The 13,997-nt window shown below is 56.7% G+C and carries 9 protein-coding genes and 2 pseudogenes; 1 reads left to right on the top strand and 10 read right to left on the bottom strand.

The annotated features are described in order from the left end of the window. Nucleotides 1–361: 361 nt before the first annotated feature. Nucleotides 362–1,318, top strand: a complete 957-nt coding sequence (locus ENZ75_RS00320; RefSeq protein WP_063169302.1) for an IS481 family transposase — start codon at nt 362–364, stop codon at nt 1,316–1,318. Nucleotides 1,319–1,493: 175 nt separating this feature from the next. Here the strand turns inward: ENZ75_RS00320 and ENZ75_RS00315 are convergent, their stop codons facing one another. The 10 genes and pseudogenes from ENZ75_RS00315 to ENZ75_RS34210 all read right to left on the bottom strand — a co-directional run. Beyond that, a complete protein-coding gene (locus ENZ75_RS00315; RefSeq protein ID WP_082826574.1) occupies nt 1,494–2,231 on the bottom strand; it encodes a LuxR family transcriptional regulator in 738 nt (245 codons plus the stop codon). An 870-nt stretch (nt 2,232–3,101) separates the two neighbouring features. Then, nucleotides 3,102–4,508 carry an aminotransferase gene (locus ENZ75_RS00310; RefSeq protein ID WP_063169303.1) on the bottom strand — a complete coding sequence of 469 codons (1,407 nt, stop codon included), beginning with the start codon at nt 4,506–4,508 and terminating at the stop codon, nt 3,102–3,104. Nucleotides 4,509–4,698: 190 nt separating this feature from the next. Next, a pseudogene (locus ENZ75_RS34860) lies at nt 4,699–5,119 on the bottom strand (transposase); the annotation flags it as partial. Between the two features lie 483 nt (nt 5,120–5,602). Next, on the bottom strand, nt 5,603–6,109 hold the full coding sequence (locus ENZ75_RS00305) for a TIR domain-containing protein (protein WP_063169304.1): 507 nt from the start codon (nt 6,107–6,109) through the stop codon (nt 5,603–5,605). Between the two features lie 9 nt (nt 6,110–6,118). After that, a complete protein-coding gene (locus tag ENZ75_RS00300; RefSeq protein ID WP_063169305.1) occupies nt 6,119–6,979 on the bottom strand; it encodes a DUF4231 domain-containing protein in 861 nt (286 codons plus the stop codon). Nucleotides 6,980–8,381: 1,402 nt separating this feature from the next. Beyond that, on the bottom strand, nt 8,382–8,879 hold the full coding sequence (locus ENZ75_RS00290) for an Lrp/AsnC family transcriptional regulator (protein WP_063169306.1): 498 nt from the start codon (nt 8,877–8,879) through the stop codon (nt 8,382–8,384). Nucleotides 8,880–9,372: 493 nt separating this feature from the next. Continuing rightward, nucleotides 9,373–10,896 carry a fumarate hydratase gene (locus tag ENZ75_RS00285; RefSeq protein ID WP_063169307.1) on the bottom strand — a complete coding sequence of 508 codons (1,524 nt, stop codon included), beginning with the start codon at nt 10,894–10,896 and terminating at the stop codon, nt 9,373–9,375. Nucleotides 10,897–10,923: 27 nt separating this feature from the next. Further along, nucleotides 10,924–12,357 (bottom strand): NAD-dependent succinate-semialdehyde dehydrogenase, encoded by a 1,434-nt coding sequence (locus ENZ75_RS00280; RefSeq protein WP_063170369.1) that lies wholly within the window; start codon nt 12,355–12,357, stop codon nt 10,924–10,926. A 193-nt stretch (nt 12,358–12,550) separates the two neighbouring features. Next, complete coding sequence (locus ENZ75_RS00275) at nt 12,551–13,477, bottom strand: LysR family transcriptional regulator (protein ID WP_063169308.1); 927 nt, start codon at nt 13,475–13,477, stop codon at nt 12,551–12,553. Between the two features lie 167 nt (nt 13,478–13,644). Beyond that, nucleotides 13,645–13,997: pseudogene (locus ENZ75_RS34210) on the bottom strand (CoA ester lyase); the annotation flags it as partial.

Below are 13,997 nucleotides of genomic sequence, written 5' to 3'. Positions count from 1 at the left end.
CGGCAAAATGGACCCGGTGGCGAGCACAATTCAGTTCCCAGGAAATCGGGGTTTGGCAACTGTCCGAGCGTCTGACGTGATAGAAGGTTCCGCTCTGTCTGGATGGGTATTAGCCCGGAGCAGCACTCCATATCGTACCGGCGCTCGACGAAGGGTCCACCTCTTCGCTTTCAAGCCGCATAACCGATAGCCATCGCCCTAAGTCAAGGGTTAGAGATTACCGGCAGGCAGGTATGCAAGCGGGCCATCCTCGGAAACTATATAACCGCACGACTAGCTGTGAGCTTTCGGGAGGTTGTCCATTCGGACCGGACCGGGGAGACTGGAGTTACCAAGCTTCAGCACTCACCGGAGGGTCCGAATGAACATCCATAAGAATGCCCGTCTCACACCGCTGCGTCGAGAGGAGATGGCGCTGTCGGTGATAGAAGGCGCTTTCTCCAAAGCCCATGCGGCGCGTGTCTACGGCGTGTCGGCCAAGATCGTGGCGCGCTGGGTCGAGCGCTACAAGTCCGAAGGGCGGGCCGGCATGATCGACCGTTCCTCGCGGCCCGCCAATATGCCGCAGGCCACCGCTGCGTTGATCGCCGAGCGCATCATGGCGCTGCGGCGGCAACGTTGGACCGGCAAGCACATCGCCCATGAGGTCGGCGTCTCGCCCGCCACCGTTAGCCGGGTTCTCAAGCGTGCCGGACTGTCGCGGTTGCGGGATATCGAACCGGCCGAGCCGATCCGACGCTACGAGCGCGAGCATCCTGGCGAGATGATCCATATCGATATCAAGAAGCTCGGTCGTTTCGAGCGCATCGGTCATCGCATTACCGGCAAGCGCACCGGCAATGCCAGCTCGCGCGGCAGCAGTTGGGAGTTCGTCCATGTCTGCATCGACGACGCCTCCCGCATCGCCTTCTCGCAGATCCTGCCCGACGAGAAAAAAGAAAGCGCCATCGCCTTCCTCAAGGCGGCGGTGGCCTACTACGCCAGCCTCGGCGTCACGATAGCCCGCGTCATGACCGACAACGGCTCCTGCTACAGATCAAAGGCCTTCGCCAAGGCCTGCCGCGATCTCGGCCTCAAGCACGTCAGGACAAGACCCTATACACCCAAGACCAATGGCAAGGCCGAGCGCTTCATCCAGACAGCACTGCGCGAATGGGCTTATGCCATCGCTTATCCGACTTCAGATCACCGCGCCGCAGAGTTGCCGGTCTGGCTGCACAGATACAATTGGCACCGTCCCCACGGGAGCCTAAAGTCCAAAACACCTATCAGTCGCCTCGCTCTAACCGAGGACAACCTGTTGAGGCTCCACAACTAGCTCGTCAGCGACGACACACCCGCTCGAGCACCCATAGACTATGATCACCGGCGCGGACTGGAAGAATACGGCTGCATCGCCCGAGCCGGCGGAACAGAAGATCTCGGCATCCAGTCAACGCTCGATACAAAGCGCGCGATCGAATGGCCCGAGCACAAGGGGATCAAAAAGCTTCTCAGACAATTGAGGACCCTTCGGACCCCAAAAGGGCTATAGCCTGATTTTGGGTTCGCACGCCTAGCTTCTTCTTGGCATTGTCCAAATGAAAAGCGATCGTGCGTGGCTTGATACCCAAGATGCGGCCGGTCACCCAGGCTGAATTACCCCGCGCTGCCCACCTCAGGCACTCATATTCGCGGGATGTCAGCGAAACCCCATCCACTGTTCGATCGCTCGGCAATTTGCGGCGAACGCAACGATGAAAGCAGGCCGCCATCAGTTGAAGAGCTTGTTCGTACCGCTCAGCGACCCGAAGAAATACTGGACGAGGCTCATCGGCGGCAAAAGTAACCGCAGCGATGCGGCCGCGGAGATCGACAATTGGGATCGTCAAACCGCAGCAGATGCTGAATTGAGCCGCCTCATCGAATAGCTGCTGTTGAGCCGGCGACATTTTATCGCCTCCCAAATTCGATCCCCAGTGAAACGGGCAGCCGCCATTTCGAGCACGCAAGACCACAGGATCGAGTTTCTCATACTGATTTTCCAGATACTGTCTGGTCCAGCGGGGTGGATAGTTTGAAATTAACCTCGGTTTGCCGGAAGGCCGTGCTGGCAAGGAGAGGTAGGCAAAGAAGATTAGGTCAAGTCGTCCGGCCGCCTCAGCCATGGCATCCCGGAAATCTGCCTCATCGATACTCTGTGACAGTCTTTCAAGGAATGTCTCGAAAACAAGTGGCATGTGCCTCGTCATCGTCGCGCTCGATTCTTCCTCTTTCTGCACGCCTTCCGGCTGCGTCGTGTATGTCCCGACAAACGTGATTGAATTCGCGGGCGTCGCTGGGCTGACCGGGCTCCAGAATGCTGCCACACTTTCGATCTTCGTCGGTCATCCCAATCATGCTGGGCTCACCCGATGGGCGTCTGGCAGACGCCTCATGATCTCAACAGCTCAATCAGAGAATCTCCATGCATTAAATCATGACCGCCCCTGCACCGACCAAATCAGGAGAAATCATCCTGCGCTGACCAAAAGCCATCATTGACCCCAGCTTTTGCAGGAATTTGGGTCGGCATTAGCATAACAATTCGGATAGCCGCTCATCCCCCACCCGGGGCGCCGTGATCCGCAAAGAAGTGTTGCGATGCTTTCTTTTCTTTGATAGGCAAATCGTCTCAACAATATTAAAATGCCTTTCCTTGTGAACGGGGTGGCGTGTGAGTATCGTCCTTCTATATACCTGACGTGATAAAATTCACCGCAATGATTATGGCCCGCTGCAATGATGTAAAGGGCACGTCTAAGCTCAATCTGCATCGGAACGTGCAGATGACCTTTACCAGACCCTCGATCCCGCACGGGCCATAATGATACTGATTACGTGGGTCAAAAAGGGCGCCCTGCCGGCGGGGAGGTACACCCGCAGGGCGCGCCGCACAGAGGTCCTGGTCGTTGGGCAACAGGACAGCGGCGGCAGAACTGATTCGGTTACAAATCGTGACTGAAATAGCCCGGAGCATGCTCAAGATCAGATATCTGGAATTCAACAGTTTTGGGTCTGCTCGGCGCAGTAGCGCGCAGGGACATGCCTGCCTCCGGACTCGCTCCTTCGCGATCGCAAAATCATACGGCACCCTCGGCCTTCAGCGCGCGATAGGTGGTATCGACCGACTTTACCGTCGCGTCGACAATGATGTCGATCTCTTTTCGGGTAATGATCAGGGGGGGGGCATAACCGAGGATGTCGCCATGCGGCATGGCCCGTCCGATGACACCATTCTCAAACAGAGCAGCTGCAGTGCGCACCCCGACCTGAAGGTCGGGTTCGAATGGTATCCTTTGTTTTGGGTCCCGCATCATCTCTACGGCCGACAGGATACCCACTCCGCGAACTTCACCAACGATGGGATGTCCCGCCAGCTCGGCCTTCATCCGGTCTTGCCAATACGGTCCAACATCGCGGACATGCTCCAGAATATTTTTTTCTTTAAGCAGTCGAATATTGGCGAGCGCGGCTGCGGCACAAAGCGTGTGCCCCGAATATGTCCAGCCGTGGCCGAGTGCGCCGTGCTTCTCAGTTCCTTGTTCCAAAACCGACCAGACACGGTCGCCAATGATTGACCCGGAGATGGGGAGGTAGGCGGAACTCAAACCCTTTGCGATGGTCACGAAATCCGGACGCATGTTATACAGGTGGGAACCGAACTTCTCGCCGGTTCGCGCGAAGCCACAGACCACTTCATCCGCGATTAGAAGGATATCGTATTTGTCGAGCACCGCTTGAATGGACGTCCAGTACCCTTTGGGGGGCGGCACAATACCTCCTGTCCCAAGTACCGGCTCTCCGATAAAAGCTGCAACCGTTTCCGGTCCTTCGGCCAGGATCAAGGCTTCAAGCTCATCGGCACAGCGCCGGGAGAACGCTTCCTCGCTCTCCTCGACACGCGCCTGGCGGTAATAGTGCGGCGTGGTTGTATGGCGCACCAAATCCAGAGGCAGGTCGAAGAAATTGTGAAAGAAGGGAAGGCCAGTTAGGCTACCCGTGACCAATCCAGACCCGTGATAGCCGCGATTTCGCGAGATGATCTTTTTCTTTTCGGGCCGGCCAAGAATGTTATTATAGTACCAGACCAGCTTGATGTTGGTTTCGTTGGCATCGGAACCGGAGAGGCCGAAATAGACCCTTCGCATGTTCTGACCGAAATACTCGACCACGGCCTCTGCCAACAGGGCGACCGGCTCCGTACCTTGGCTGGCATAGACGTGCGCGAACGGCAATTCGTGTGCTTGCCTGGCAATGGCCTCGGCGATCTCCGTGCATCCATATCCCATGTTGACGCAGTAGAGTCCTCCGAAACCGTCGAGGCTCCTTCGGCCTTCGGTGTCCCAGATATAGACGCCTTCCGCACCGGCCATAATCCTATTTGGCGTTTCGCCTCGGCTGTGCTTGGCCAGATGCGTAGAAGGATGGAAGACGAAGCTTCTATCCTTCTCCCGGAGTTGCTCGGTTCCCAGATTGCTCAAGCGCATGTCCCTCTCCTCGCGATAAATTGGCGGAGGGCACTCGGCCAGCCACCTGTTTAGCAAATAGCATACCGGAAACGTCCCTTGAGTTTCTCGGGAATGCAGGTTATTCGCCGTGAAATTCGCGGGATCGGCCCGAATTGCCGTGAAAACTAAGGCGTCACCTTCGCCTTAGCCGAGGGTCGGGGGCGCGTCCTGCAAACACGAACAGCTTACGACGCGCATGCGCCCAGCATAGTGCCCGATTAGCGGGCGATATTGACGGATGAATAGCGCTCGGGACGCTGTTCCCGCCGGCCGCGCGAGGCACGATAGAGCGCCGGCGGCCATGTTCCGCCGAACTGCCGGTCATCCCTTACATTCTGACGGTCCGGATCGGTCTTGCCCTTCCCAAGGGTGGTAATGAGGTGATCAGGGGCAAAGCACATTCGCCTCGATCAGCAGGCAGCGGGTTCCGTGCCGCGGCACAGGCTCCAACCTGGTTGGCCAGCGCTGAGAGGCTGAGGTCGTGCCCTCGCGCATATTGATAGCTTTGGCGGTGCGGCGGCTGGTGCTCGGCAGACTTCTCGAAGGAGCATAGCCAGAAGGTTCGGCCCGGCAAAGACGCGCGGCGAGAGCTCCTTGCCATTGACATCTTGATTCGCAGCCGACCAGCGCCGCCAAGTTCTATCGTCAGCGTGTTGCCTTTCTTGCGATCGCAAATTCGTGGTTGCTGCGCAGGGCGAGCCGAGCTGCGGCTCGCAGGAGGGGGCGAGCCGACAGAATTGCGCGGCCTGAAAAGCTGCCTCCATCAATGCTGGCCGCTCGTGCAGTCTCGAAACGCTGGATCAAGCCTCAAACATCGAACAGCCGCTCCTTTTCCTCGCGAAACCAGCGCCCTCGCGCGACATGATCTTGTCTGACGATCCGACGCTTCGAGCGGGGCTCCTCTAATAGGTTGCACATGACCTGCAGCTTTCAGCCAAACTCAGCAAATCGGACGTCGTGCTCTTCTTATCATCGCTCGGCAAGCTCGGAACACGCTGGCGGACGTTGCTAAGGCTAGTCGCCGCCAGCGGATGGCGAGGATGTTTGGGCGGCTAAGTGCTTTTAGGTGGCGATTATAAGCCGAGATCGCGATAGGTGCTTTCGCCATAGCTCCTGGCGCCATCGCCACGCTGAGCGTTTGAAAGCCGATGAAATTCGCTCGGCCAATTGGCTAGCGCGTGCTTGATGGCCTTCATCTTGAACGGCACGTGCACAACACATTTGTCCCTGATGATAGGCGGACAGCTCACATCTTGTTGCCGCGAGCCGTTAAGGTTTGCTGCGATTATCGGCAGACCTAGATCAAGAGCCAATTCCATTTCCCAGCGCACGAAGCGAAAAAGGTTTTTCGTCTTCTCACCGATCAGGACAAGTACCTGGCTCGATCCATTCATTCTGTTGCGAAGATTGCGTTTAACATAATCTTCGTCCTGTGCTCGGCTCGTCATATTGTCCAGATCGTGAGCGTTCGCGAATTCAAAACTCACATTCTCGCTGGCGTTCCACCCTTTCATAAAGCGGTATGCCCAAGCGTCTTCATCGCCGTCAAATATTACATAGGTCGGATCGCTGTATGCCATTGTTGTCTCTTAGTTGTTTTGACGAGCAACCCACTGGGTGTGCTCCCGTGAGAAAGCCAGTTCGGCTTCGTTCACCGCGGCGGAGAATGCCTCATCCGAGTTGGCGTCCGTAATAAGGTCGGCAGTCAAGCCGATCTCGTGAGCTGTCAACGTGTAAGCCGATGCCAATTCGTTAAATTTCTTGATCTGGGTCCACCCAATAAGGGAGGCGGCGATGACAATTAGCGGCTCGGTCGGCCAGCCTGGCATCGCGGGGTCAGCGATGCGTACTACGATGAACGAGAATCCCAGAGCGTATGCAAAAATACCAAGGCCCATCCAGACTTTCGCGGACCTCTTGTTCGAGCGCGCCTTCTTCTCGTACCACTTCCGTTGGTCGCAGATTCGTCTCTGCAGATATAGGTCTTTTCTTTCTTTTAGCGGGGAGTCCCTTATCGACATCATCTGGTCGGTTGTTTGGGGGGATGCTGAATCGGTGCCGCTCAACGCGCTACCAAGGTGACGATTGCTATCAAGGATACCTTCCATGAGCTTTCGAAAATCAGCTCTGGCGTCAGCGGCGCGCGCGTCATCGAACGGCTGTGCTCGCATCGCGAAGCGCCAAGTCAATGTCTTCACCGACTCTGCCAGAGCTCGAGCCTGATACCAGACCTGCTCGGGCTTTGTGACCGACCGGAAAATGAGGACTCCCATTGAGCAAAGAAATACCGCAGCATAGACACCGAAATAGGCTTTTGATGGCGACAAGTCCAAAGAGAGCACCGACGCTAAAAAAAGAAGAACGTACTCTGCCCGGATCAGGCGCAGAAACGTCGCCTGCTGCTCGTTGGATGCCACGTCGGCGCTATTATAGAGTCCAGGATATTTCATTTTTGAAGCACACCAGTCTATTTTGTGGCGGTAAATTCTTTAAGCCAGGATTTGGCAAACGTGAGGTTAGCAGTCGAGCTTACAGAGCCTATTCTTGAGCGAGGCGCGGTCCCTCTGTTCATAAACAGGAATGCAGGTCCTGTCCCATCAATGTAAGGGTATAGGCCCAAAAATTCTTGCCCGGAGAATGTTTCCGAAGAATTTTTTGCCACGGGCAGAACCGCTACCGCGGTCCGAAACCCATCGAAAAAGCCAAGCTCCCAAGGCATCCATCTGGATCCTGGAGAATTGTTTGAATGCACATAGATTAGCGTCTTTGACTGCCTCATACGGGTCCGCAGCAACTCGGCGGTGGCCGAGGAGACTTTTGTGCGGTCCAGTTGTGAATCTTCGACCCAATCTACGTAAGCAGTGAACCCAAGCTCCTCGAAAATTCGCTTCACACCGAGAACGATCTCTGCGTCCTTGAAAGAATGTGACAGAAAAACGTCGAATGACGATCTGGCTGTAGCTGCGGCCGTCTCTTCCTTTAGAACGATCGATGCGGCTCTATGTCCTCGACTGGCATTCGCAACTCTTTTCAGCTCTGCCTCGGTCAGTAGCACTATTCAAATCCCCCCATGATCTGTTCGCAATCTATGAACTTGACGCCCATTCGATTAAGCGACCCTTGTCTTGTGAAAACTGGCACCATGCTCTCCAGCCGGTAGCGCAACCTCCACCTTCTCAAAGACCACGTCGGGTGGCAGGAGTGACCGGCCTTGTCACCCACCTACGCGATCCCGGCACAGCCATGCTCCTCGCTTAGAAGGCTGCGGAGACCAGCAATGTCAAACAGGACAGACGATCTCCTAATCTCGAACAGCAACGAACTTAGGACGTAAAAACGCGATCTCCGAATGTCCGCAGGCGTCGAGGGCCGGGTTGGTCGCCAAGGCCGAGCGGGCCAGCTTGCACTCCCGCTACCCGTCGGCTTGCCAAACCCTCGCTGTAGATTTCGCCCCCTACACGGATGCGCTGACCGCGACTAAGCTCAATCGCCACTGATCGCCAATCCAGGGCGAAAGTTCCCCCCTTGAAGTAGCGGTAGAGGCATTTTTCGGCACTTCGCATCTTAGATATGGACGCCTCCTCAACCAGGCACGATCCGGTTTGGCTTCTCGCCGTAACCGTGCTGGGCAAGTGCGTCCGATGGCTGCTTCGATCCTCTCCTGGAATAGATCGGTTCCAGATTGCTCAAGCGCATCGTCCTTGCTCGCGATCAACTGGCGGATAGCGCTCGGCCACCTTTTTCCAGCAATTAGTATACCGCAAATGTCCCTTGAGTTTCGTCGGAATGGGTGCCTTTTGCCGACGAATCTACGGGATCCGTGCCAAACGCCGTTGAAACTTAGCTTTTGGGTTACCGTTGCCTCAGGGCGGACAAAGGTATCGGTGAATTGGACTTCACTGGTTTCGTGACGACAAGGCTATAGTATTGATCAATCCCCAAGCCTGCCTGCAGCAGTCCCTCCATGAAATCCTGATAGGCGGCCATAGAACGAGATGCGACCCGCATCAGATAATCCACGCGCCCCCCAATTGCCCAGCAGTCCAGGATTTCCGGAATGTCTTGGATAGCAGTTTCGAAGTGTCGTTGGTCCTCAAGACGATGACGATCCAGCACGACCTCCACCATCACAAAGATCATGCCGCCGATGAGGGCAGGACTCAGCCGCGCATAAAATCCCTCAATAATCCCCGCGGCCTTGAGTGCTCGGAGCCGCTCCGAACAGGCGGACGCCGAAAGATGAACTCGTTTTGCAAGCTCACTTTTTGAAATCCGACCGTCTGCCTGAATTTCGGAGAGGATCCGCAGGTCCCAACTGTCGAGTTGCACGGGATCGGGTTTCGACTTCATAACCTATGCTCTCAGCGATGACATCGCGTTGTGTGCCGATCAATTCTATCATCAATTGAAACGAGCGAATGTAGCAGTGGAAGGCATCCGTTCCAGGCCCGAGATGTGCCAGAATGGGGTACGAAAATCAGCTGAGGGTGAGCGATCCGCTGAGAAAAGCTGCAGAAGTAATTTGGCTATCGCCCCAACGCCCAACGGGGCAATGGTGCAGCTGGAGAGAATAGTCGGCGGCGGCGGAGACCATGATAAATAGATAACCGATTTTCTTGAATCTCGCTGCCGTACTTGATAGACGCGCGACTGCATTCGACCCTCGATCGCATGGACGGCATACTCAATGCAGTATTCACTCGCACATTCAACTATTAGGGTGAATTGAAGGCCTTGCTTGGCCGGCTCGCCGAGGCGCAGGGCACCGCAAATGCCGCTCGTCTTATGGCTTGCCCGATAATTTGGCGCTCGGGTCTGGCCGAAATCGCCCAACCGGAAAGACTCAAACACCGATGTTGCGTGCGATGCTGTCGGCTGCCATACGCTTACGCCACTCAAGAGGCCCGGAATTGTGAATGGAGTTTCCCTCAACATCGACAGCCATGACGACGGGCATGTCCTGCACATCGAATTCATAGATGGCTTCCATGCCCAGGTCTTCAAAGGCGACAATCCGCGCCGCCTTAATCGACTTTGAAATCAGGTACGCAGCGCCACCCACTGCAGCAAGGTATGGCGTTCTGTGTCTTACAATCGACGCGATGGCCGCCGGTCCCCTCTCCGCTTTGCCCACCATCGCGAAAAGGCCGGTTTCGGCGAGCACCTTGTCCGTAAAATCGTCCAAGCGGCTGGAGGTTGTTGGACCGGCGGGTCCAACGACTTCATTCCTCACTGCCCGGACGGGACCGACGTAGTAGATCACGCGGCCCCTCAGATCGACTGGGAGCGGCTTGCCGGCATCAATCAGTTCGACCATTCGTTTGTGGGCAGCGTCACGGCCCGTCAGCATCTTTCCAGAAAGCAGGAGCGTTTCACCGCAGCGCCACGATGCCGTCTCTTCCTTCGTAAGCGTATCTAAATTGACCCGCCGGACGCCGGCTGGGTTCAATTCGTCGGCTCCGATGTCGGGCCATTCGCGCAAATCGGGCGGCTGGAGGCTGATGGGTCCAGAGCCGTCCAAAGTAAACTTCAGGTGCCGGTTGGCGGCGCATTGCGGGATGAGCGCCACAGGCTTGGACGCTGCATGAGTAGGATAGGTCGCAACCTTGACGTCAACGACTGTCGTCAGACCACCAAGGCCTTGGGCGCCGATACCAAGCGCGTTGATCCGCTCATAAAGCTCAATCCGCAGCCCCTCTTCTGCGCTTGACGCCCCCCTTGCGATCAGTTCCGCCATATCTATGGGCTCGTTCATGGCCTCCTTGGCCAGCAGCATCGCCTTTTCAGCGCTACCACCGATGCCGACAGAGATCAGTCCAGGTGGACACCACCCGCTGCCAAGGGTCGAAACGGTATTGACCACCCAGTCGGAAACGGAGGCGGTGGGATTGAGGGTGGTAAAACGTGCCTTGTTCTCCGACCCGCCGCCTTTCGCGGCGATGGTGATCTCAATCTGGTTACCTTGCACCAGGTCGACATGGACAACTGCCGGTGTGTTGTCGCGGGTGTTGACCCGTCTAGCGAGGGGATCCGCAACGATCGATGCCCGAAGGGGATTGTCCGGATCGAGATAGGCTTGACGTACGCCCTCATTCACAAGATCCGCGAAACTGGCTGTTGACTTAATGCGGGCATCCATGCCGACCTTTGCGAAGACAACCACAAGTCCGGTGTCCTGACAAATCGGGCGCCGCCCAAAGGCCGCCATGCGGGAGTTCAGCAGAATCTGACCTATGGCATTCTTCGCCGACGGGCTCTGTTCTCGCGTGTATGCGTGAGAAAGAGACCGGATATAATCTGGAGGATGATAGTACGAGATGTACTGAAGGGCGTCGGCGACGCTCCTTGTGATGTCGCTACCGGCCATGGTCCGTGTTCTGTTTCCCACCGGATTTTATCCAAATGAACCGAGGCCATTGACCATTTTCAGAATCTGGAAGCTTCGCACCCCCTGCTCGCCGCCTTCATATCCATAGCCGCTTTGTTTGACTCCTCCATAAGGGGCATCAGCGGAAACCCCTTTCAGGTAATTCACACTAACAGCGCCCGCAGAAAGACCGCCCACAAGCCTCTGTTGCGTATCGGCCGCGCCAGTAAACAAGTAGGCGGCCAGACCGTACTCCGTGGCGTTGGCTTCATCGATCGCCTCTTCGATCGTATCGAAAGGAGCCACGGTGAGAATTGGTCCGAACGGCTCTTCATGAAGCACTCTCGCTTCCTTCGGTACGCCAGTCAGGATGGTTGGCGGCCAGTAAAACCCCGGTCGGTCAAGGGGGATGCCACCGGTCTCGATTTGGGCGCCGCCCTCTACCGCATCTTTGGTCAGGCGTTGCATGGCCTCGATTCGCCGCGCGTTTGCCATGGGACCCATCTGCGTTGCAGGGTCATCCGGTGGACCGATCCTGATTTTTCGGACCGCCTCCGTCATCCGGAACAGGAATTCCTCATAGCGGGATCGGGCGACAAGAATCCTGCTGGGCGCATTACAACTCTGGCCCGCGCACTCGAATTTGTATTCCGAAATAGCCGGTATCGCCGTTGCCAGGTCGGCATCTTCGCACACAATAACCGGGGAATGTCCACCGAGCTCAAGGATGCAGCGCTGCAGATTATTCGCGGCCAGTGTGGCCAGCTGTTTCCCAACAGCGGTCGACCCCGTGAACGTCAAGACTTTGACAATTGGCGAACTGAGCAGATGCCGTGATATATGCACAGGAACACCGAACACCAGGTTGACCACGCCTTCCGGTATCCCTGCTTGACGCAAAGATTCCACGACATGGACAGCCACGCTTGGCGTCTCTTCGGCCCCTTTGAGGATCACCGGGCAGCCTGCCGCCAGCGCGGGGGCGAGCTTGCGGGCGATGAGAACGGCTGGATAGTTCCACGGCGTAAAGGCAGCGACGACACCGAGGGCCTCCGGGACGATCATCCTGTTCGGACCCAACGGAATCGGGGTCGACAACTCATCGGCATGCCGGCCATTCCATTCCAGCGTTTCGACTGCGCGCGCGTACTCTCCTGTTGCTTCGGCAATCGTCTTTCCCTGTTCGGACGACAGGTCCCTGGCTGCGGCGCCAGCTTTCTCAGCCAGATTGCTGGCGGCAGAGACGAGGATCTCGCCACGCTCTTTGGCGGGGCGTGAGGACCACGCCTTGCGGCTGCGTTCTGCCGAAGCAAGAGCTTCATCCAAGTCTGGAACCGTAGCCGAGGCCACTGAGGCAAATACCTTCTCCGTCGCCGGGTTGATCACCGGCAAAGTGGCTCGGCTACCACCGGCTCGCCATTTGCCATTAATGAAGAGCTCGTAGCTCCTGGCGTGGGACATCGCGGGCTCCACTTGTGATTCTGGCCATGCGAGCGCCGTTTCAATTTTCGAAGCCGCTGAGCTCGCTTGAGCCAGTTTCATCGCGATGGTCGCAGCGGGTCAAATATCGATTAGTGCCTAAATCCATCTGGAATCCAGATCGATCTGTTCCGACAGGAAGGAAGTCATGCCGTTGTTTACAGATCGATGGTTCTCAGGTCGCGTCAGGAGCCGATGCTACCCAGCCCCGGCTCTCAATCAATTCTCTGGCGACCTTCGGAATGAGCTTGCGGACCGCAGAAACGGCCGCAGAACGCTCATCTTTGGGATTTACAGCAAGCACCACGGAGCGGGTAATTACCGGATCGACTATCTTGACCGTCCGGACCAGCCCTTGAGAGGCTTCTTTCTGAACGGCAGACGGGGCGAGAATAGAATGCGCTTTTCCCTCTACGACCATGTTGATGATCGTTGAGAGCGAGTCCACTTCAAACTTGACGTCCATCGCGCAACCGTGTTGTGCGACGACATCAGCCACCGAACGCCTGACATTGTTGTTGCGCATGGGAACCGCCAGGGGGAATGCATGCAGGTCGGCCAGAGATATCGCATCTTCAAACGGTGGCTCGCCGGACGGAACCACCAGACAAAGGTCTTCGCGCGCTAGCACAGTCATTCGCCCCACACTGTCCGCAGTGCGGTACAGAACCGCCAGATTGAAGCGTCCAGCCGCCATCCATTCCTCTAGCGGTCCCGTCATACCCTCGACCATCTTGAGGGACACCTTGGGCAGTTCGTGTCTTACCGTCTCAAGCAGCGGACCGCTCAGGACGCGAGCAGCTCCAGACGGAATGCCAATAGTCACCTCCCCGGCGGGGGAAGCGGCTGTGTTGGTCAATTCCACCTCGGTAATTCGAATTTCTTTGAGAATCGCCCGCGCCCGCTCCAGGAGTTTGGCTCCTGACGCCGTCACGCTCACGCCGGTCCTGTCGCGTATCAGCAGCTGAGTGCCGAAGCCTTCCTCCAATTGGCGCACATGCAGACTCAGCGCACTCTGGGCGACATTCAGAAAGCCAGCGGCCTTCGTGAAACTGCCTGCTTCGACCACGCCAACAAAGTATCTTAACTGCCTGATTTCCACGGGTACTCTTCCGAGGGCGGACTGCAATGATGTAATCTATCTCGAAATGTGATGGCGCGACAGCAATAATTGCAGAGCGACATGACGCCTAACTGTCGTGTCATCTCAGTGTGGTTTGACCAAAACCGTAACCTATGTGTCCAGAATGGACCCAACCCGCCGAGGCTTCAACCGGCCAACTCGGCGCCCTGATCCATGGAGATGATTTCTCGGACCCTTCGAATAACCGGTAGATCGACCATCTTCCCGTCCAATGTGAACGCGCCTTTGCCTTGCGCCGTCGCATCTTTTTCGCCGCGAGGACACGACGGGTCCCTCGAGTTCTTGTGCGCTTGGTGAAAAGCCCCATCGATGTTTAAATGGATCGCCTGCGGCCCCACGAAGTTATCATTGTCTAAGAATCGCCGATGCTTCCTATCGAGCCGAGACTGCCGCATGGGGAACAGAACGGAAAGGTTCGGCGTCAAAAGCAGGTCGAGTTCTGGGGCACCGCCAACAGCTGCACTGAAGTCTTCAGTAC

Origin of the sequence: Mesorhizobium sp. M7A.F.Ca.CA.002.04.1.1 (genome assembly GCF_004022805.1) — a bacterium.
GTDB lineage: Bacteria > Pseudomonadota > Alphaproteobacteria > Rhizobiales > Rhizobiaceae > Mesorhizobium > Mesorhizobium ciceri.
The sequence above is the reverse complement of the archived record's forward strand: the minus strand, read 5'-3'. Positions and strand labels throughout refer to the sequence as shown.